Origin of the sequence: Rhizobium leguminosarum, assembly GCF_010668065.1 — a bacterium.
Classification (GTDB): Bacteria; Pseudomonadota; Alphaproteobacteria; order Rhizobiales; family Rhizobiaceae; genus Rhizobium; species Rhizobium leguminosarum_S.
Genome location: NZ_WUEN01000009.1, coordinates 137,704 through 157,441, shown reverse-complemented (window position 1 = coordinate 157,441; position 19,738 = coordinate 137,704). Strand labels below are relative to the sequence as shown.

The window sequence follows — 19,738 nt, the reverse complement described above, 5'->3', positions numbered from 1 at the left end:
CGGTTTGCATAAGGCGGCTGGCCGAAAAGGCCAGCCGCCTTATAAAGTGGCAGGGCTGATAGCTATTGCGGTGTCGCGTCAGATGTCGACGACGAGGCCCTTGGCTTTCAGCACCGGTTCGAGATTGCTGACCTCGATGACCGATTTGCCCTGCTTATATGCCGCGATATAGCCGGCCTCGGCATCTTCGCGGGTCTGTGACAGCCTGGCGACTTCCTGCGCTTCCTGGCGACGCACGACCACCAGGCCGTCGGCATCACCGGCGATGATGTCGCCGGGATGGATGATTTCGCCGCCGACGATGATCGTGTCGTTCACCGCCGCGATGGTTTCCTTCACCGTCCCCTTGATGCAGACGCTGAGCGAGAAGACGGGGAAACCGAGTTCTCTCAGCTGAAGCGTGTCGCGCACGCCGGTGTCGGTCACGAGGCCGCCGATGCCCTTTGCCAGGCAGGCATTGGCAAGCACATCGCCGAAGGATCCGGCCTCTTCGTATTCGCCTGCCGATACGACGATGATATCGCCCGGCTTTGCGTAGTTGATGGCAAGCTGCAGCATGATGTTGTCACGCGGCGCGCATTTCACCGTGAAGGCCGGACCGCAGAGTTTCATGCGGTAGTCGACGGGCTTCAGACGGGAGGAAAGCGCTCCGCGGCGCCCTTGGGCTTCGTGGATCGTCGCTGGCGAAAATTTGGAAACGGCGTCGATATCGGCTCTGCTTGGCCGTTCGGCAATATCTTTAATATGGATCATGGATGCCTCCCATTTTTGGCTGACGGCGGGCATGTCCCGCCGTCTGATTTCGTTTGGATATCGTCATTGGAAGACGCCGAAGTCTTAAGGGATCGGGTCGAACTTCAGCTCCGAGAGCGATACGACCTTGTCGGTACGCGTCATCTTGTATTCGGTATCCGGGCCGAGCCACTTGTCCCAGATCTTGTTGATCTCGCCCGATGTGTCGAGCTTGCGAAGGATCTCGTTGATCTTGGCGGTCAGCGCCGGCTGATCCTTGGCCATGCCGATGCCGATCGGCTGGTACAGCATCGGCTCCTCGATCATCCGCATTGCCTTGCCCTTGCTCTTCGATTCATTGACGAACTTGGTCGTCGTCATGGTGTTGGCCACCATGCCGCGCGCCTTGCCCTGCTGGACGGCGAGATAGGCCGAGGCAGTATCCTGGAAGGTCAGCGGGTCGGACTTGTTGAGCTTGATCGACATCTCGGAGGTCGAACCCTTGGTCGAAGCGATGCGCTGGCCTGCGTAGTCGGCCTTCTTCTTGCCGGCATCGTCCGCCGGTACGATCAGCATTTCCTTGGCGAGATAGTAGGGATCGCTGAACTGGATCTGCTCGGCGCGGCTCAGAGTATAGGCGAGGTTGGCAACGGTGATGTCGACGCGGCCGAGCTTGACCTCGGGCACGCGCGCCTCGACCGAAACCGGCTTGATCTCAGCCTTGACGCCCAGTTCCTTGGCGATGGCGCCGCAGAGATCGACGTCGAAACCGGCCATTTCGCGAGTCTTCAGATCGGGTGAAGCGAAGGGAGGAACGTCGGCGAAAGTCGCGCAGCGCAGGGTTTTCGCCGACATGATGTTGTCGAGCTGATCGGCTTGTGCGGGCAAGGCGGCCGCCATGCCGGCAAATGCGGCGGTGAGAGTTAGGCATTTCCAGTTCATTGCTGTTCTCCTTTGTTTTTGGTGGTTGGTATCAATGCCTGAGATCAGCGAGGAAACGCTGCGCCCGGGGATGGCTTGGATTGTTGAAGAATTCCTCGGGGGTCGCCATTTCGAGGATCTGGCCGGCATCGATGAACCAGACCCGATCGGCGACGTCGCGCGCGAAACCCATTTCGTGGGTGACGCAGAGCATGGTCATGCCTTCCGACGCCAGGCTCTTCATGACGGCCAGCACTTCACCGACCATTTCGGGATCGAGCGCGCTGGTCGGTTCGTCGAACAGCATCACCGGCGGTTCCATGGCAAGGGCGCGGGCGATTGCCACCCGCTGCTGCTGGCCGCCCGAGAGTTGACCGGGATAAGCCCGCGCCTTGTCGGCAAGACCGACCCGATCGAGAAGCTTGAGGGCCTTGTCCTCGGCAACATCAGGCGCCACGCCTTTCACCCGGATCGGCGACATCGACACGTTTTCGACCACCGAAAGATGCGGAAACAGGTTGAAGTTCTGAAATACGAAGCCGATCCTGCTGCGCAGCGCATTGAGTTCCTTTGCCCGCATGGCGGCGTGAATGTTTTGCCCGTCGAGCGTGATCGATCCGCTGTTGATCTCCTCGAGGCGATTGATCGTGCGGATCAGCGTCGATTTTCCCGACCCGGACGGGCCGCAGATGACCACGACCTCGCCGCGCGAGACCTGCGCATCGATATCTTTCAGAACCGGATAGTCGCCGTAGCTCTTGCAGACCTGCGAAAGCCGGATCGTCTGCAATTCCTGTGCTGAAACTGACATGGTCATAGCTGCTCCGATATGATTTTCGATGGCGCGACCAAGGCGGCGGCAGGAAGGTTGGAAAGTCCCGCACGCCGCCGCGTGATGCTCCGCTCGAGGCGATTTGCGAAGTAGGTGAGCGTCCAGCAGATGGCGAAGTAGACGATCGCCAGAATGAGGAAGACCTGGAAAGGCTGCGTCAGGAGCTGGTTGTTGACCTGGCTTGCGGCAAAGGTCAGGTCCGGCACGTTGATCACGTAGCCGAGCGTCGTGTCCTTGATCGTCGAGACGAAGGTGGAGATGATGCTCGGGATCATGTTGTAGAGTGCCTGCGGCAGGATGATGAAGCGCATCGCACCGATATAGCTGTGGCCAAGCGCACGCCCCGCATCCATCTGGCCCGGTCCGAGCGCGACGATGCCGGCACGCACGACTTCGCTCAGGAAGGCGCTCTGATAGACCACGAGCGTCGTCAGCATCGTCACGAAGCTCGGTACATCGGCGCCGGTCAGCAGCGGAACGAGAAAATAGCTCCACAGGATGAGCATCAAGAGCGGCACGCCCCTGGTGAAATAGACGAGTGCCGTGACCGGCCAGCGCAGCAGCGGCGACCTGGAGAGCCGCGCCAACGCGAAGAGGATGCTGACCGGAAAGGCGAGAGCGATGCTGAGTGCAGAAAGGATCAGCGTGTTGGCGAGCCCGCCCAGCGGCCCGTTCGGATATTGGCCGATCAGCAGCAGCAGCCAGTAGTCTTGGACGATGGCGATCATATCGTGGATCATGCCCGCGCACTCCTGGCAGGATCGGTGCGCATGGACAGATAGGCGCCGATGCTCATGATCACGAGCGAGAAGAAAAGGTAGAGAACCGTGCCGATCAGGTAGATCTCGAAGGTCCGGAAGCTGAGGTTCTCGATTTCCTTGACGGCATGCGTCAGTTCCGAGGCTCCGATGACGACGGCGAGACTGCTGTTCTTGAACAGGGAAACGCTGTGATTGATCAGCGGCGGCAGCGCGTTGCGCACGCCTTGCGGCATGATGACGAAACGCATCGCCGAGACATAGCCGTGGCCAAGCGCACGGGCTGCCTGCATTTGGCCGGGGCTGACCGAGCGCACGCCCGAACGAAGATCTTCGCTGAAATAGGCCGCCTGGCAAAGCCCGAGCCCGATCACGGCGAAGATCGCTTCGGCATTATGGACGGCCAGCCATTCGGCTACTCCGCTTGGCATCAGGGTGAAAATCCCGAAATACCACAGCATCAGCTGAACCAGGGTGGGGACGTTCCGGTGGTAGGAGACGTAAGCGGCGACTAACGGATCGCCGAAGCGAAAGGGCGACAAACGCAAAGCCAGCAGCAGAAGTGCCAGCGCCATCGCCATCGACCAGGAGCCGGCATAGATGATGAAGGTCATCTCGATGCCATGCAGCAGCATGGCGGTATATTCCGGATTGCCGAGGATTGCCGAAAGGTCGAAACCGCTCACGGGTTTGGCTCCCCGGATTGATCCGGCTTCGCCGAAGGCTGGGGCTTTGCTGTCTGTAGGCCGCCCATGACCTGCAGCGTCGGCGTGATCTCCATGTGCCCGATATTGACGGCGACGGGGGCTGCTATGGCGAAGGCGATTGCGTCGGCGATATCGGCCGCCTGCGGCAGTTCGAAGCCGTCGATGAACCGTTCGCGGATGCTGGGGTCATCGCCGTGGACGTGATTGAAAATGTCAGTGGCGACCCGGCCGGGGCAGATTTCCGTGACCCGTACCCGCTTGCCGAAAGCGTCGATGCGCAGCTGGTTGGAAAGCATGCTCACCCCGGCCTTGGTGGCGTGATAGGACGAGTTGCCGCCGAAATTGTAGGCGCCGGCGATCGACGAGATGTTGATGACGTGCCCGCGGTCGCGCGCTACCATACCGGGCACGACCAGCCAGCAGATGTGCAGGACCGCCCGGAGATTGACGTCGACGATGAGATCGATATCGCCCTCGTCGGCTTCCAGGAACTTCTTCGGCCGGTCGACACCGGCATTGTTGACGAGAATATCGAACTCCACCCGACGTGTGAGTTCTGCCATGGCCTGACGGTCGGTCACATCGATGACGTGGGCGACGCAGCCCGTCCGCGCAGCCAGCTGCTGCAGCGCTTCGGCACTGCGGGCAACCGCATGGACCTCGATGTTCTCCCGGCGGAGCCGCTCAACCACGGCTGCGCCGATACCGGAAGATGCGCCGGTCACCAGTGCGGTCTTGTAGTCGGAGAATGGCATTGTCGTTCCCTTGTTGTTGATTGAGACAGTAGCGAAGCTTAAACCCCTTGCCTAAGACCGATTATCTCTGGAGCAATAAGCAACGGTTATGGAGCCGGCGCAGGCTGCTGAAGAAGAGAAAGAGCTGATGCCGGGCATCAGCTTGCGGCGTCCGGGCCTGAGGAAAGCAGCGACGGCGTCGCGTTGCAAAAGCAATGCGTGTCTGCAAATGTAAGGCGCGCAGATCAGAACGGTACCCCGATCCTCATGGACATCAGACGCCTCAAATCTTTCATCGTGATCGTCGACAGCGGCAGCATCACGCGAGCGGCGGACCTTCTGCACATCGCCCAGCCGGCCCTCAGCCAGCAGCTTGCCGCACTGGAGGAGCATTTCGGCCACAAGCTGCTGATCCGCAGCCAGCAGGGCGTCAGCATGACCGATGCGGGACACGCAGTGTATCGTCATGCGCAGATTATCCTTCGGCAGATGGAGCAGGCGCAAGCGGATGCGTCTGCAGCCGGCAATTCGCTTGCCGGCCGTGTGTCCGTCGGCCTCGTACCCTTCAGCAGTGCGGCCACGCTGTCGGTCGACCTCCTGGCGGAGACCCGGAAGCGGCATCCCGGTATCCTGCTTCACCTGACCGAAAGCGTCGGCCAGACCTATAGCCAGATGATCATGAACGGCAGGCTGGAGATGGCGCTTCTCCACGGAACCGGACCGATCAAGGGTGTCCGCTTTGAGCCGATCCTGAGCGAAGAGTTTTTCCTTGTCGCCCATCGGGACTTTGCGATCGAAGCGGATGTGAAACCCGTTCCGGTCAACACTCTCGACGGAATACCGCTGCTGTTGCCGCCGACCTATAATTTCGTCCGCCGCGCGGTCGATACCGCCTTCACCCGCACCCGCACCAATTTGAAAGTCGTGGCGGAAGTCGAAATCGTCCGCACCCTCGCCCGCGCGGTGGGCAGCGGTCTCGGCGCGACGATCATGCCAAAAGCCATCGCCGACCGCATCGTATCGGAATCGGGTGAGCCGCTGATCTGCCGGCTCGTCTCGCCGCGAATAGAAGAAACCCTGTCGCTGTGCGTTTCCGACCAGAATCCCCTATCGGAGCCGGCCCTTGCCGTCCGCGACATCCTTCTCGAGTTGACCGCGCGCTTGAAAAACTAATCGGGCGCTTTGCGGACCCCCGCGAAATTGCGGACGTTGTTGCATTTCTGGCAAGCCCCGACGCCAATATGATCACCGGCACCACCATTACGGCAGACGGCGGCGCTGCCGCGGACGAGATGCAATCAACGTCAGTCCGCGTTCCCCAAACTGTAACACAGTGTGGCTCTTAACGACACTAGCGTGTCTGAGATCGGGATGAGAGTGTTGCTGCAGGCCGCGCCACTGTGCCCGCCACCAGAAGTCAGCCCCATTCAACAGCGTTAAAGGTTTAAAATGAGCTTTCGCAACGGCCTAAACTCGCTTCTTCGTCCCGAAGATTCGGTACTCGTCCTGATCGACCATCAGCCTTTCCAGCTTGCGAACCTCCACAGCCACACCGGTCAGGTTGTGGTCAACAATGCGGCTGGACTGACGAAAGCCGCCAAGGCCTTTCGTGTCCCGACCATTCTTACCAGCGTTGTGGCCAATCGCGGCGGTCTGATCTTCCCACAGATCACCAATGTATTCCCCGATCAGGAAGTGATCGATCGTACCACCCTCAACACCTGGGAGGACAAGAAGGTCGTCGATGCGGTGAAGGCGACAGGCCGCAAGCAACTCATTATCGCGGGCCTCTACACCGAGATCTGCGTCGCAATGCCGGTGATCCACGCCCTTGGCGACGGCTGGGACGTGACGGTGATCACCGATGCATGCGGCGGAGTTTCCGTCGAGGCTCATAAGGTAGCCATTCAGCGCATGATCGCCGCCGGTGCCAACGTGATGACCTGGTTGGCACTTGCGTCCGAATGGCAGCGCGACCATGCGCGGACCGAGCATGTCGCCGAGTTCGTGGAGGTGCTCAAGGAGCATGAACCTGGCAGTGGGATCGCGTTCCTGTGGGAGCAGCAGCTGCTCAACACGCCAGTGGCGTCTCTCGAAAGCTCTGGTTTCTAGTCCGGACAGGGTGACGAGAGTCCGCCGCCGAGCAGCGATGTAGCGACGGATCTTCGTCACCCTACCGACCACGTACTATAACCGTATCGATTGATCGATTCCGACGTAGCGATTCTCGATCGTGAGAAGCGTGTTCGTCAGGTCCAGCCGAGCGCACTCTGAATGTCGATCCGACCTAGCCTTCCGAGGTCGCGCCATGGTCGAAACACTCGATCAGCATTTCAGTCAGCACGCGTACCTTTCTGGCGGGATACTGAGCGGGCGGGCGCACAACGTAAATGCCTGCCGGGGGTGGCGGGTGGCGTGGCATAAGAGGCAAAAGCGCGCCTGAGGCAATATACTCATCGGTGATTCCATCAGGGAGCCATGCTATTCCGAGACCCGCTACTGCCGCCGCCACGAGAGCCACGGCATTGTCAGCCTTGAAGCGCCCTCGCGGATTAACATTGACGATTTTCTCACCATCCAAAAACTGCCACGCCTCCGTGCCCTGCATGAGCGCTTGATGGGCAACGAGATCCTCTGGCCTCTCAGGAGAGCCATAACGCTCTACATATTCGGGGCTCGCAACCAGCTTGCCATAGAGCGGCCCGACGCGTTTGGCGATCAGATTGGAGTCTTGAAGGTAACCCAATCGGATGGCGCAATCATAGCCTTCCGATATGAGGTCGACGACCTGATCGCTATAACAGGTCTGGATGTGCAGAAGCGGGTGGCGCCTCGCCATTTCCGCTATCACAGGGGCCAGGTGGGTTGGGCCGAATGACAGAGGCGCGGCAATCCGCAAGCGCCCGCGCAGCTCGCCATCGGGTAGGAGCGTTTCCCTGGCCACGTCAATCTCGGCAGAGACTCTGGCTGCATAATCTCGGAACGTGGTCCCAGCCTCCGTAAGAGAGGCTCCCCGGGTTGTCCTTACCAGCAGCTGGACACCAAGCTCCTCCTCCAGCCGAACAAGCCGTCGGCTCACCATGGACTTCGACACACCAAGCCGCAGCGCCGCGGCTGAAACGCCCCTGGCATCAGCAACTTCGACAAAAGTCCGCAGGTCCTCGATGTCCAATTGGCGTTCCCCCTTTCGCGACACAGCTAAGCAGGAACGAGGACTACCGCATCATCAACTGAAATGACAGTCTCGGCGGGGTCTGTAGCGGTGCTGTCGCGCGCGCCTGTAGATCCCAGGAGTAGGAATCTTGAACGCAAAAGCTATGCCCCCCAACCCCGACAGGCGGGAGATCGGTATAGAACTCGTCTTTTATCTGTTTTGGCAATCGGCGGCGGCCTGGTTCTGGTTCGGCTGGAAATTCACCCCATAGCACTCTGCCCGATTCTCACTGCGCTTTCGGGCGTTGGTGAAATGGCTGGTTTCTTCGCGGTGTCCTTGCTCCCAACAGTTCAGCCGTATTGCTCGCGCCATAGCGAGCTTGCAGCGTCGGCCGCAGGTAATCGCCCCACAAATTTCTAGGGATCTTATAATGGAAATCGGTATCGACAGTTTTGCGGCCATCCTCCCTGATCCTGCGACAGGCAAGCTTCCGTCGCCCACAGTTCGTATGGCCGAGCTCATCGAGGAAGTGGAAGTCGCAGACCGTGTCGGGCTGGACGTGTTCGGCATAGGCGAGCATCATCGCGGGGAGTTTCTCGACTCCGCGCCGACTGTTATTCTGGCGGCGGCAGCGGCTCGGACCAGCCGGATCAGGTTGACGAGCGCGGTGACCGTTCTAAGCGCCGCCGACCCGGTGCGGGTTTTTCAGGAGTTTGCAACTCTCGATCTGATTTCCAAAGGTCGTGCCGAAGTCGTTGTCGGGCGAGGTTCTTTCGTCGAGGCTTATCCGCTATTCGGCCTCGACACGCGGGACTATGACGACCTCTTTGCAGAGAAGCTCGATCTGTTGCTCAGGCTTGGCGAGACGACCAACGTCACTTGGGAAGGGCGCTTTCGCCCGCCGCTTCATGGGCAAGGTGTCTTTCCGCGTCCGCATCAGCCACAGCTGCCAATATGGATCGGCGTTGGCGGCACGCCGCAATCCTTCGCCCGCGCCGGTACGCTTGGCCTTCCCTTGATGGTCGCGATCATCGGCGGGAGCTTCGAGCGCTTCCGTCCGCTTGTCGATCTTTACCGTGAAGCTGGCAAGCGCGCGGGACACAGCGCCGAGACGCTCAAGGTTGGCGTTCACGCGATGGGGTTCGTGGGGGAGACCGAAGCTGCAGCGAGGGATGCCTTCTTCCCTGGCTGGGCGCATCTGACAACGAATATAGGTCGTGAGCGTGGCTGGTCGCCGCCGACGCGGCAGCAGTTCGAAGCCATGGCAGGTCCGAAGGGCGCATTCTTGATCGGTGACCCGAAGACCGTTGCAGCCAAGATGTTGCAGGCCAGCGAGACACTTGGCGGCGTTTCACGCATCACCTTCCAAATGAGCACGGCCTCTCTCGACACCGCAGCGATGAAGACATCTATCGAACTTCTGGGCACGGAGGTTGCGCCAATCGTCAAAGCAACACGACGGGCATAGATCCCAAGCTGTGCCGCAAAACGGGGAACTCCGAGTGAACGTCGAAGATCTGCGGACTTTATCGAAGTTGCCGATGCCGCGGGCGTTTCTCCAGCAGCACGTCGACTGGGCTTGCGGGCACCGCTCTGCCTTGCTCGTGTCGCCAAAGAAACTGGCAACGCCATTCCTCAAGGAGATCAACAGAATGCTGCAACGCCCTTCCGTCGAACACCATCGCACCGCGGTCACCGTCTTCTCCATAGCCCTCCTTGGCATCGCTTTATCGGGATGCGTGTCGGCTGAAGAGCGGCGGTACGCGGACGCAAATACCTGCCAGAGCTTTGGGGCGCCCTATGGCTCACCCGCCTATACCAATTGCATGCTCGAACAGCAGCGTCGGCGCGACAATGAGGAACTGGAGTCGCTCGAGCAGACCCGGCTGACGACCGAGATTGCGAGAGACGCTGAGATTATGGCCGATCGCGCGCGCAGGGAGCGTTGCCATCGGGATCCTGATCGGCGCGAGTGCCGTCGATAAGGGCAACCGTCCGCTGATGCAACTATATGCCAGCATCGCGTCAGCTATTATGCCGCCGGCTTTGCCTGTCGGGGCCGTCGGCGGACCGCAGCTCCATCAATGAGGTTTAGGCTTAGTCGGACGATGCGCCGTCGCGCGGTGGCATCTGGGCGGCGGTGTGTTCCGTTTATTGCGACACAGCTCACCGCGCCGCGCAGCTAGTCGTGACAGCGGCCACCCTTTAGTGGTCTCGCTCGAGATCCGCCGGGACAATGCAGTGGCTCCTGCGCACTACGCGGGTCCCGGATCTCAAGCACACAGGAGAGGTAAACACGCATGAGCTGGAACCCCGCAATTGAACCAGGTTGTCCCGATGAAGTCGGCATCGACGCGATCGAAACCCTTATAGTGCCGAGGTCGCGCGACATTGGCGGTTTCGAGGTTCGGCGCGCTTTGCCCGCACCAAAGCGGCAGATGGTCGGGCCGTTCATCTTCTTCGACCAAGCCGGGCCGGCCGAGCTGTTGACCGGGCAGGGCATCGACGTTCGGCCTCACCCGCATATCGGCCTCGGCACGGTCACCTACCTTTATCGCGGTGACTTTCACCACCGCGACAGCACCGGGGCCGACCAGATCATCCGTCCCGGTGAATTGAACTGGATGGTCGCAGGGCGCGGTGTTTCTCATTCGGAGCGCACGACGGCAGCGGCCCGAACCGGGCCCAACAGCTTGTTCGGGATCCAGACCTGGCTCGCTCTGCCCGAAAGCCACGAAGACATGGATCCCACCTTTGAGCACCACGGCAAAGAGGTATTGCCGGTCATCGAGGACCAGGGCGCTTCTGTCCGCCTTATCCTCGGAAACGCCTACGGCGAGATCGCGCCCGCCACCATGTTCTCCGAGACATTTTACGCCGACGTGACCTTGGAACCAGGAAGCCGCCTGCCGTTGCCGGACAATCACGAGGACAGAGGCATCTACATCGTCGAAGGTTCGATCTCGATCGCCGGCCGGGACTACAAGGCACCGCAGATGATGGTTTTCCGCCCCGGCGACAAGATCACAGTCGCAGCGGGTAGCCGAGGCGCGCGTCTCATGATCCTCGGCGGTGCAACGCTTGCAGGGCCACGATACATCTGGTGGAACTTCGTAGCCTCTTCGAAGGAGCGTATCGAAGAAGCCAAAGAGGAATGGCGTGCGCAGAACTGGGGCAAGGGACGCTTTGACCTCCCGACCAACGACCGGGATGAGCACATTCCTCTTCCGGAGTGACAGCGCGGTACCGCATTCGCTCAAGCGAACTTGATTGATCCAGTGCGGCAAGCACAAGCTCGCATTTTAAATTCAACGAGATGGAGAAAGCGAATGAACAACGAATGGCCACGCCTCGATTATCTTAGCTGGCGCGAAACCTGTTCCGCCCTGCATCTTTACCTGCAAGTTGTCGGCAAGTATCGGCTGGCTCATACGCCGTGGCTCAACCATTCCTGGAACGCGACCTTCTACGTGACGCCTTCCGGCCTGATATCGTCCCCGATTCCCGATGGCCCTGGCATCGAGATCCTGTTCGACTTTCATGATCATGCGGTCGTGGGTACGAGCGGCGACGGCCGCCGGGCCTCTTTTGCGCTGGGGACATCCACAGTCGCAGAGTTTCATGCCAATCTTGCTCAACTGATCTCCAACCTCGGCGGTAGCCCGGACTTCCACGGCCAACCCAACGAGGTGCCAGATCCTGTTCCGTTTGATGAGGACCATCGCGAGCGGCCTTATGACCGTGATGCCGTTCGACGTTTTCATCAGGCGTTGATGGCAGTGGATGCGGTTTTCAAGACGTTTCGGACTTCTTTCCTCGGGAAATCCAGCCCCGTGCACCTTTTCTGGGGAAGTTTCGATCTGGCCGTCACACGTTTTTCCGGACGGCGCGCTCCCATTCATCCCGGCGGCATTCCGGCATTGCCAGACAGCGTGACGCAGGAAGCCTATGATCGGGAGGTTTCCTCGGCGGGCTTCTGGCCCGGCGGCGGTGGCATCGATTATCCAACGTTCTACGCCTATGCCTACCCGGCACCAAACGGCTTTCGGGCCGTGTCCGTCCAGCCCGATGCTGCTTTCTGGCATGAAGGCATGTCGGAGTTCATCCTGCCCTATGATGCAGTTCAATCTGCCGCCGATCTGATGCAGCCTTGATGTCCTTTCTCGTTTCGACCTACGAAGCTGCCGCCAATCTGGGAGGGTGGGACCGCGAATTGCTTGAGTGCACGCATGGACAGCGCGGCAAGGTTCGATTGCCGGACGCTGAGCGTCTGAAGAAGGCTGCCCCATCGGCCAGCGATACGGTTGAACGGGAGGATGGGTCATCGAAGGGGCGATACCGCATCGTCGTCGATGGCGTCGAAGCGGAGATGACCTACAGTCGCGCTGGTAAAGAACTGATCATTATCGACCATACCGACGTTCCTGCCGCTTTGCGTGGCCGGAAGGTCGGTGAACGCCTTGTACGGCAAGCGGTCGACGATGCCCGGCGCGAAGGGGTCGCGATCATTCCCCTCTGCCCATTTGCCAAAGCCCAGATCGGGCGTCATCCAGAGTGGCAGGATGTTCTTCGCAAGTGATCAACCTTCCGAGCAGCAGCTGCACCAGCATTTGAGGATAGCATGCAGAAAGAAACCTACCGATTTCAGGAGGCAGATAAGGCCCTGTTGGCCGCTGTCGATGAAGCAATCGAGCGCGCGGTTGAGACTGCAGGGCATGAACTTCAGTCGCTCGGCGTGGGCAGATCGCCATATGATTACTTTGCGGACGCCGCACTTCGTCACCTGTTCCTGCGTCTGTGTGGCGCCAATCCGGAAACCAATACGGGAGGAGATCCCGAAACAGCATGGAAAATTCTCTATGCAGGGCGCAATGCCGCACGTCATTGGGAGAGGGAGCGCGGCGGTCAACCAGCACTTCGGAAGAAAAAGGAACGCCGGGAGGATACCGAGAAAGATGCGAGTGAACGCCAGCAACTGGCACTCTCCGCGCAGAACTTCGCGTTGAGAACTGTTATTCGCGCATTGGTCGACCACGCGCGCGCCTCGGATCCGCAGATCAACGACCGCCTACACGCGGCGATCGACGCTCTCCATGCGGGGCTTGGGAACGTATCCGACACCGACCGCGAGTTCACGCAGAAAGCAAAAAGCTATCTGTCGCTTCTCACCACCCCGCCAGAGTAGACGCAGTGGCTGCACAACCGGACACCTTTAAAGATTACGGAGTTAGTAGTGACAGAAAATTGCCCTGTTCTTACACCGGCTGAAAGACAGACCGCCGACGTCATTAAGCGTGCAGACAGGACGTTGGCTTCTGCGGTCTCTCTGGCTTTGGAAGAGGCGGCCAAACAGGTTGCCGAGGACATGCGAGCAATCGGTCAGGACGACGCCACGCCGGCCCTGCAATATTTTGCAAGCGTCGTTCATCAGCGAATGTACTGCCTGATGTGCGGTGCAGACCCGGACACTTTTGAAGGAGGCAATCCGGATATCGCCTACCATGTCATCCGCAACAGTCAGAACATCGCCAAGCACTACTGGTCTGCGGATATCGAGCCCTACCCCCCAGGTAGCGGTGGGCTGTCTCGTGGCAGCCCGGCGCAGGCTGTTCAAGGGGCGCTAGTTCTGGATGAGCAAGGCGGCAATGATGAGCGAGGGGACAAGTTGAGCACCGAACTGCCGACGGAATTGCGCTGACGCTTTGAGCTCAAGTTTCATAAATAGGCGTTATGCCTCGAAGTCCGATTTATCAAGCACTTGACTCACCTGAGTAAGGCGTCGCCGGTTCAGATCCCTTCTAAAAGCTCGCTGCCGATCAGCGCATATCCTTACAGAACTGGGCTATGCGCGCGCAGCCTTCGCCGAGTTTCTCCATGCTCGTGGCGTAGGAAATGCGAAAGAACGGGCTCATTCCGTAAGCCGCTCCTTGCACGGTCGCGACATGATGCTCCTCCACCAGCGCCATGACGAAATCGACATCGGTCTCGATCTTTCGCCCGCCCTTGCTGGTCTTGCCGATCAGCCCGGAAATGTTGGGATAGATGTAGAAGGCGCCTTCGGGCCTATGGCAGCGCAGCCCGTCCACTTCCGACAATCTGTCGAGGACGAAGTCGCGTCTTTCCTTGTAGATCGCGGCACGCTCCTTCAACAGATCCTGAGGCCCGTCCAGGGCAGCGGTCGCCGCAGCCTGGGTCAGCGTCGCGATGCCGCCGCCATTCTGGCCGTTGACGTTGCTGACGGCGGAGATCAGCTCTTTCGGACCCGCACAAAAGCCGAGCCGCCAGCCTGTCATTGCGTAAGCCTTGGAGACGCCGTTCATCGTCAGGACGCGCTCATAGAGTTTGGGCTCGACTTCGGCGATCGTGCAGAACTGGAAGTCGTCATAGACCAGGTGTTCGTAGATATCGTCGGTCATGATCCAGACATCGGGATGACGCAGCATGACCTCGGCGATGGCAGCCATCTCCGCCCGGGAGCAGGCGGCGCCAGTCGGATTGTTCGGGAAATTCAGAAAGAGCCACTTGGTGCGCGGCGTGATCGCCGCCTCCAGATCCTCGGGACGCAGCTTGAAGCCGGCCTGCTCGTGGCAGGGGACGGCGACCGGGACACCGCCGGCAAACTTGACGATATCCGCATAGCTGACCCAGGAGGGTGTCGGAATGACGACCTCGTCGCCGGGATTGCAGGTCGCCAGCATGGCATTGAAGATCACCTGCTTGCCGCCGCCCGAGACGACGATCTGGCTGGCATCATAGTCGAGATTGTTGTCCCGTTTGAACTTCCTGATGATGGCGGCCTTCAGCGCTGGGGTCCCGTCCATCGGAGGATATTTCGTATCGCCGGCAAGTGCTGCCGCATGGGCCGCCTCGATCGCGTGCGCCGGAGTGGGGAAATCCGGCTCGCCGGACGAGAGGCTGACGACTTTGATGCCTTTAGCGGCCAGTTCCCTGGCGCGCTGGGTCATGGCGGCGGATGCGGATATGGAGACGTTTTTCAGGCGGTCAGCGATGACGGACATCGACATGGTCCTTCGATGAGGTTGAAATGGGAAACCGGCCTTGGGCGATCAGGATTGCGTCAGTCGGCGAGTTCGGCGGCAGGCGCGAGCGTAGCACCCGTGGCTTCGATCTCGCCGCGCACGATGCCGGCAAGCTCCAGGGCGCCGGGTGTGTCGCTATGGACGAGAATGGAGCGTGCCGGCATTGCGATCACCGCTCCGTCGATCGTCTCGACGGTGCCTTCGAGGAGGAATTGTCGTACGCGTGCACGCACCGAGGCCTCGTCCTTGATGACGGCGCCAGCGAGCCCGCGCGCGACGAGTTTGCCGCCGGCGTCATAGGCACGATCGGCAAGGAAAAGCGCCAGCGTCTTCAAGCGTGCGCGTCTGGCCGCCTGCTGGATCTCGCTGCCTGAAGTGACGAAGACGACGAGACCAGCATCGATCGTGGCGATCGCATCCATCATCAGGTCGGCCAGCACAGGATCACGATTGACCATATTGCCCATGGCCGCGTGGAAGCTGATATGGGAGACAGTGACACCCTCGGCTTTGGCGATCGCCATCAAGGCGCCGAGCTGGTAGAGCATCTGCTGGCGAAGCTCATCTGCCGAAAACGGTATTTCGCGGCGGCCGAACCCCAGCCGGTCGGGCAAGCCCGGATGCGCGCCGATGCCGACGCCGTTGAGTTTCGCGAGCCGGACCATACGCCCCATGGTCTCGGGGTCGCCGGCGTGGAAACCGCAGGCGATGTTGGCCGACGAGACGAGTTTCATCATCGCTTCGTCGTCGCACAGCCGGTAGAGGCCAAACCCTTCGCCCATGTCGGAATTCAGATCGATCTTCATCAGTTCCTCCTTTTGAGGGCCGGTATTTCTTGTTTTCACGCATCCCGTCGTATCAGGCCATCGTCTTCAGGGCGCGCTTGACCATCCGGGAAGTTTGCCTGACGTCGTCGACATAGCGGGCGACAGCCTGCTCCACCGCACGCGCCTCGGCATGCGTCGAGCGAACGAAGCTCAGGCGGGCGCCGATGCGGGCTTGGCCGAGCCGCCAGAGATCGCATTCGATCACGCCGGCGATCTTCGGATAGCCGCCGGCGGTGTTGGCATCGCTCATCTGCACGATCGGTTCGCCGCCGGGCGGAACCTGGATCACGCCGGGCACGACGCCGTGGGAGCGCATCTCGATGGACGCGGTCGGCTTGATCGGCTCGCCTGACAGCCGGTAGCCCGTCCGGTCGCTTCGGGAGGAAATCCTCCAGGTCTGGCTCCAGAAAGCTTCGCCATCGCCTGCGAAAAGATCATGCTCGCCGGCCGGCAGGGCGCGGATCGGCAATGCGCCGTCAACAGGTGCGGGGAAGACATCGCGCAATGCCACGGCCGGTTCGACGACGGCGAGACCAGAGGCCGGCAGCATGGCGATCTCCGTATCCTCGCCGACCGCGATCCGGTCGCCCTTCGCCAGAGGCCGGCCGGCGTTGCCGCCAAAGCTGCCGCGCAGGGATGTGCTTCGCGAGCCCATGACAACGGGGATATCCAGCCCGCCTCCGACCGAGATATAGGAGCGCGCCAGCCGTGGAGGCTGTTTCAGTTCGAGAACCTGTCCGGGCTCCGCGATGTAAGCGCACCAGGAAAGCAGTTCCAGTCCGTTGAGATGAGGATTGCCGTCGGCGCCGGTCACGGCAAAGACCACGCGCCGCTCGAAACGCAGGCTGAACGGGAAGGTCTGCACCTCTATCACGGCGGCATTTTCATCATTGCCGACGAGAATGTTGCCGATGCGGACCGCAAGCGGATCCATCCCGCCGCTGGCCGATACGCCGATATCGCGATAGCCGGGGCGGCCAAGATCCTGCACCGTGTTGAACGAACCGCTTTCCAAGATCTCGATCATAGCTCGATCCTCGCCGGCAGGAACCGCACCGTATCTCCCGGCGCCATCATGGCGGGGCTCGATGAGGCGGGGTCGAACATCTCAAGCGTCGCATAGCCGATGGAATTCCAGCCGTTCGGGCCTGTGAGCATGGCGACGCCGGTCTGCATGCCGCCGATGGTGACGCAGCCCTTCGGCATCTTCAGCGAGGGCACGGTCTTTCGCGGCATGTAGATGCGCGGATCGAGGCCGTGCAGATAACCGAAACCGGGCGCGCTGCCCAAGGCGAAGACACGGTAGGTCGCTTCATGATGGATGCGGACGACTTCGCGATCGCTCAAGCCCGACATATCGCAAAGGGCCGGCAGATCCGTCGCATATTCGCCGCCATAATCGACGGGTATCTCGATGATCTTGCCCTTGAGGTCGATGCTGCGCGCATTCTCCCATGCCTCCAGCAGCCGGGCGACCACCGCATCCGGATCTTCGGGCGTCTCCTTGAAGATCACCAGCAGGTTGGTCATGCCCGGAATGTTTTCGGCAAGCTCCGGCCAGCCTTTCACGCTCTGGGACAGAGCCCAGATCCGCCGCTGCGCGACGAGATCGAAGTCGCCTGGCGCCTCGAGCAGGAAGGATCTGGCGCCGATCGAGGAAACCTGCGCCCGGCTTTGGGTGGCTGGAACGATTTCGCGTTGCGATGCATGTCTGTTCGTCGTGACGATCATGATGGGAGCCCGATTTCGAACAGAGGATCGCCGAAGCCGACCAGTGCGCCGGGCTCGACGAGCAGCCTGGTCAAAACACCGGAACGGCCGGCACGAAGGGGGAGCAGGATGTGCCCTACCCCGACAAAGCCGACGATATCCGCATCGGATACGGAGCGCGGCAGATTTCGCCGCGCGGCGAAGGTCGGATGCTCGACACAGAAGCGGCCGGCCATCGGCGCCTTCACGACGGCCGCTGCAGACCCGGGAGCTAAACCGGGAGCACGGGGCGTCGCTTCGGTCGAGCTGATCCGGGCGCCGTCTTTTCCAGCGACGACGATGCGAAGCTGTCCGCCCGGCCGGGAGATTTCAAGACCGTCCACGCCGGCGGCCGTCAGCGTCTCGGTGAGGAATGCGATGGTCGCCGGATCGCTGAAATCGATCGCGCTCATGCCGCCCTCCGCAGCTTCAGCCATTGTTCAAGATAATGGATATCCGTCTCGCCGCGCGCGAATGCGCCGTCCTCGAACAGGGCGCGCAGGAAGGGGATATTGGTGGAAATCCCCTCGACCTCAATTCCGGCAAGCGCTTCGCGCATTCTTGCCATCGCTTCGGCGCGCGTCGGCGCATGGACGATCAGCTTGGCGATCAGAGAATCGTAGTAGGGCGAGACCTTGTAGCCGGCATGAATATGCGTATCGACGCGGATGCCCGGTCCCGCAGGCAACGCCAGATGGGTGACGACACCCGCCGAGGGCAGGAAACTTTCCGGATCCTCGGCATTGATGCGGCATTCGAAGGAATGGCCCTCGCAGGTCACATCGCCTTGGGTCAGATCTAAAACGCGACCCTGCGCCACCCTTATCTGCGCCTGGACGATATCGACACCACTCGTCAACTCGGTGACGGGATGTTCGACCTGAAGTCGCGTGTTCATCTCGATGAAATAGAAAGCGCCGTCCTCATAGAGGAATTCGAAGGTTCCGACGCCCCGGTAGCCGATCTGAAGGCAGGCCTGCACGCAAGCCATGCCGACCGGCTGGATGATGTCGGGCGCAATTCCCGCCGCCGGTGCCTCCTCCACCACTTTCTGATGGCGGCGCTGCATCGAGCAATCCCGATGTCCGAGCCACGCGGCATTGCCGTGATCGTCGCAAATAACCTGGATCTCGATGTGACGCGGATGCTCTAAGAATTTCTCCATGTAGAGCGAGGGTGAACCGAAGGCCTTGCGGGCCTCCTCCCGTGTCAGCGCAATTGCTTCATGCAACAAATCGGCCTTTGGCACGACGCGCATGCCGCGTCCGCCGCCGCCGCCGGCTGCCTTGATGATGACGGGATATCCGATTTCCAGCGCTATGCGCTCGACCGCGGCGGGGTCATCGGGCAGCGCGGTGTCCGGACCGGGAACGCAGGGGACGCCGGCTGCCATCATCGCCCGCTTTGCCGAGATCTTGTCGCCCATGATGGCAATCGATGAAGCGGTCGGACCAATGAAGATCAGGCCGGCCTTTTCGACGGCGTCGGCGAAGGCGGCATTTTCCGACAGAAAACCGTAACCTGGATGGATGGCGCCCGCACCGGCGAGACGCGCCGCCAGAAGGATGGCATCCTGATTGAGATAGCTCTTGGCAGCACTCGACGGGCCGATGCACAAAAAGCTGTCGGCGGTGCTGCCGTAAGGCGCTTCCCTGTCTGCCTCGGAGCAGATGGCGACCGTCTTCAGACCGAGCTCGCGGCAGGCGCGCTGGATCCGGACTGCGATCTCGCCGCGATTGGCGATCAGAACGGTATCGAAGCGGTGCCCGGCAGCAGCGGAATGTTCAGACGTTTCCGGCATCAGCCAATCTCCGCCAGCAGGTCGCCGGTCTCGACCTCGCCGTCGTCGATTTCGGTGAGGTGCGTAATGCGCCCCGACCGCGGCGCGGCTATCGTGTTGAAGACCTTCATCGCCTCGATGATGAAAAGCGTCTGCCCCTCTTCCACCTCGTCACCGATCGCGACGAATGGTGGTTCCCCGGGCGCCGGGGTCCGGTGCAGAACGCCGAAGACCGGCGCCTTCACCGCATAGATTTTCTCAGGCCTCGAAGGCGTACCGGCGCCGGCATCCCGGGCAAGGTTTGTCGTCGATCCCGCCTCTTGCTCGGGCTCAGCAGCAGCCTCCTGACCCGGCGACGTGCGGAAGATCCGAACCGTAACGTCCTTCTCCGTCACGCTCAGCTCGGTAATGTTCGATCGTCCGACAAAGTCGATCAGCGTCTTGATCTTCGAGAGGTCCATAAGCGTGCTCGGAATTTCAAAATTCCACCGCGCGGACCTGACA

At 60.8% G+C, this 19,738-nt stretch carries 23 protein-coding genes and 2 pseudogenes; 11 read left to right on the top strand and 14 right to left on the bottom strand.

The window, feature by feature from the left end; translation table 11 throughout:
• Positions 1 to 78 precede the first annotated feature (78 nt).
• The 6 genes from GR198_RS23480 to GR198_RS23455 all read right to left on the bottom strand — a co-directional run bounded on the left by GR198_RS23480 (position 79) and on the right by GR198_RS23455 (position 4,705).
• Positions 79 to 753 (bottom strand): 4-carboxy-4-hydroxy-2-oxoadipate aldolase/oxaloacetate decarboxylase, encoded by a 675-nt coding sequence (locus GR198_RS23480; protein WP_029873558.1) that lies wholly within the window; start codon positions 751 to 753, stop codon positions 79 to 81.
• Between the two features lie 84 nt (positions 754 to 837).
• Positions 838 to 1,674 (bottom strand): ABC transporter substrate-binding protein, encoded by an 837-nt coding sequence (locus tag GR198_RS23475; RefSeq protein ID WP_011654449.1) that lies wholly within the window; start codon positions 1,672 to 1,674, stop codon positions 838 to 840.
• 31 nt (positions 1,675 to 1,705) lie between these two features.
• The gene (locus GR198_RS23470; protein WP_027688639.1) at positions 1,706 to 2,470 is read right to left on the bottom strand and encodes an amino acid ABC transporter ATP-binding protein; all 765 of its coding nucleotides are present in this window, start codon (positions 2,468 to 2,470) and stop codon (positions 1,706 to 1,708) included.
• Positions 2,467 to 3,225 carry an amino acid ABC transporter permease gene (locus GR198_RS23465; protein ID WP_003538412.1) on the bottom strand — a complete coding sequence of 253 codons (759 nt, stop codon included), beginning with the start codon at positions 3,223 to 3,225 and terminating at the stop codon, positions 2,467 to 2,469. Before GR198_RS23465 ends, GR198_RS23470 begins: the two co-directional genes overlap by 4 nt.
• Entirely contained in the window at positions 3,222 to 3,929 is a 708-nt protein-coding gene (locus GR198_RS23460; protein ID WP_003555457.1) for an amino acid ABC transporter permease, read from the bottom strand. Before GR198_RS23460 ends, GR198_RS23465 begins: the two co-directional genes overlap by 4 nt.
• A complete protein-coding gene (locus GR198_RS23455) occupies positions 3,926 to 4,705 on the bottom strand; it encodes an SDR family oxidoreductase (RefSeq protein WP_029873557.1) in 780 nt (259 codons plus the stop codon). Before GR198_RS23455 ends, GR198_RS23460 begins: the two co-directional genes overlap by 4 nt.
• A 246-nt stretch (positions 4,706 to 4,951) precedes the next feature.
• Between GR198_RS23455 and nac the strand changes: the two genes are divergently transcribed.
• From nac to GR198_RS23440, 3 genes are all read left to right on the top strand, one after another.
• Positions 4,952 to 5,857 carry a nitrogen assimilation transcriptional regulator NAC gene (nac, locus tag GR198_RS23450; RefSeq protein WP_029873556.1) on the top strand — a complete coding sequence of 302 codons (906 nt, stop codon included), beginning with the start codon at positions 4,952 to 4,954 and terminating at the stop codon, positions 5,855 to 5,857.
• Positions 5,770 to 6,030 carry an SDR family oxidoreductase gene (locus GR198_RS23445; RefSeq protein ID WP_080658224.1) on the top strand — a complete coding sequence of 87 codons (261 nt, stop codon included), beginning with the start codon at positions 5,770 to 5,772 and terminating at the stop codon, positions 6,028 to 6,030. Before nac ends, GR198_RS23445 begins: the two co-directional genes overlap by 88 nt.
• A 103-nt stretch (positions 6,031 to 6,133) precedes the next feature.
• Entirely contained in the window at positions 6,134 to 6,796 is a 663-nt protein-coding gene (locus GR198_RS23440) for a hydrolase (protein ID WP_029873555.1), read from the top strand.
• Positions 6,797 to 6,971: 175 nt separating this feature from the next.
• On the opposite strand, the gene GR198_RS23435 is transcribed toward GR198_RS23440, so the two are convergent.
• Entirely contained in the window at positions 6,972 to 7,856 is an 885-nt protein-coding gene (locus GR198_RS23435) for a LysR family transcriptional regulator (protein WP_029873554.1), read from the bottom strand.
• A gap of 130 nt (positions 7,857 to 7,986) precedes the next feature.
• On the opposite strand from GR198_RS23435, the gene GR198_RS36150 reads away from it, so the two are divergent.
• The 8 genes and pseudogenes from GR198_RS36150 to GR198_RS35945 all read left to right on the top strand — a co-directional run.
• A complete protein-coding gene (locus GR198_RS36150; protein ID WP_280806373.1) occupies positions 7,987 to 8,109 on the top strand; it encodes a hypothetical protein in 123 nt (40 codons plus the stop codon).
• 159 nt (positions 8,110 to 8,268) lie between these two features.
• On the top strand, positions 8,269 to 9,306 hold the full coding sequence (locus GR198_RS23430) for an LLM class flavin-dependent oxidoreductase (RefSeq protein ID WP_029873553.1): 1,038 nt from the start codon (positions 8,269 to 8,271) through the stop codon (positions 9,304 to 9,306).
• A 34-nt stretch (positions 9,307 to 9,340) separates the two neighbouring features.
• Complete coding sequence (locus tag GR198_RS23425) at positions 9,341 to 9,823, top strand: hypothetical protein (RefSeq protein ID WP_245279674.1); 483 nt, start codon at positions 9,341 to 9,343, stop codon at positions 9,821 to 9,823.
• Positions 9,824 to 10,138: 315 nt separating this feature from the next.
• On the top strand, positions 10,139 to 11,074 hold the full coding sequence (locus GR198_RS23420; protein WP_029873551.1) for a pirin family protein: 936 nt from the start codon (positions 10,139 to 10,141) through the stop codon (positions 11,072 to 11,074).
• 93 nt (positions 11,075 to 11,167) lie between these two features.
• A pseudogene (locus GR198_RS23415) lies at positions 11,168 to 12,003 on the top strand (DUF5996 family protein); the annotation flags it as partial.
• Positions 11,992 to 12,417: a GNAT family N-acetyltransferase gene (locus GR198_RS36275; RefSeq protein WP_164069706.1), complete on the top strand. Its 426-nt coding sequence runs from the start codon at positions 11,992 to 11,994 to the stop codon at positions 12,415 to 12,417. The pseudogene GR198_RS23415 and the gene GR198_RS36275, both read left to right, overlap by 12 nt.
• A 42-nt stretch (positions 12,418 to 12,459) precedes the next feature.
• Entirely contained in the window at positions 12,460 to 13,023 is a 564-nt protein-coding gene (locus tag GR198_RS23405; protein WP_029873550.1) for a hypothetical protein, read from the top strand.
• A gap of 48 nt (positions 13,024 to 13,071) precedes the next feature.
• A pseudogene (locus GR198_RS35945) lies at positions 13,072 to 13,407 on the top strand (hypothetical protein); the annotation flags it as partial.
• 247 nt (positions 13,408 to 13,654) lie between these two features.
• On the opposite strand, the gene GR198_RS23395 reads toward GR198_RS35945, so the two are convergent.
• From GR198_RS23395 to GR198_RS23365, 7 genes are read right to left on the bottom strand one after another with little or no spacing between them, the layout of a single operon-like run.
• Complete coding sequence (locus GR198_RS23395; RefSeq protein ID WP_029873548.1) at positions 13,655 to 14,857, bottom strand: pyridoxal phosphate-dependent aminotransferase; 1,203 nt, start codon at positions 14,855 to 14,857, stop codon at positions 13,655 to 13,657.
• Positions 14,858 to 14,916: 59 nt separating this feature from the next.
• Positions 14,917 to 15,684 (bottom strand): 5-oxoprolinase subunit PxpA, encoded by a 768-nt coding sequence (locus GR198_RS23390; RefSeq protein WP_164069654.1) that lies wholly within the window; start codon positions 15,682 to 15,684, stop codon positions 14,917 to 14,919.
• A 52-nt stretch (positions 15,685 to 15,736) separates the two neighbouring features.
• On the bottom strand, positions 15,737 to 16,732 hold the full coding sequence (locus tag GR198_RS23385; RefSeq protein ID WP_029873546.1) for a biotin-dependent carboxyltransferase family protein: 996 nt from the start codon (positions 16,730 to 16,732) through the stop codon (positions 15,737 to 15,739).
• Positions 16,729 to 17,436 carry a 5-oxoprolinase subunit PxpB gene (gene pxpB, locus GR198_RS23380; protein ID WP_011654457.1) on the bottom strand — a complete coding sequence of 236 codons (708 nt, stop codon included), beginning with the start codon at positions 17,434 to 17,436 and terminating at the stop codon, positions 16,729 to 16,731. The genes GR198_RS23385 and pxpB overlap by 4 nt, the downstream gene beginning before the upstream one ends.
• Entirely contained in the window at positions 17,433 to 17,867 is a 435-nt protein-coding gene (locus GR198_RS23375; RefSeq protein WP_029873545.1) for an acetyl-CoA carboxylase biotin carboxyl carrier protein, read from the bottom strand. Before GR198_RS23375 ends, pxpB begins: the two co-directional genes overlap by 4 nt.
• Positions 17,864 to 19,255, bottom strand: coding sequence for an acetyl-CoA carboxylase biotin carboxylase subunit (accC, locus tag GR198_RS23370; protein ID WP_164069653.1), 1,392 nt, complete (start codon positions 19,253 to 19,255; stop codon positions 17,864 to 17,866). The genes GR198_RS23375 and accC overlap by 4 nt, the downstream gene beginning before the upstream one ends.
• Positions 19,255 to 19,695: an acetyl-CoA carboxylase biotin carboxyl carrier protein gene (locus tag GR198_RS23365; protein ID WP_029873543.1), complete on the bottom strand. Its 441-nt coding sequence runs from the start codon at positions 19,693 to 19,695 to the stop codon at positions 19,255 to 19,257. Before GR198_RS23365 ends, accC begins: the two co-directional genes overlap by 1 nt.
• Positions 19,696 to 19,738 lie beyond the last annotated feature (43 nt).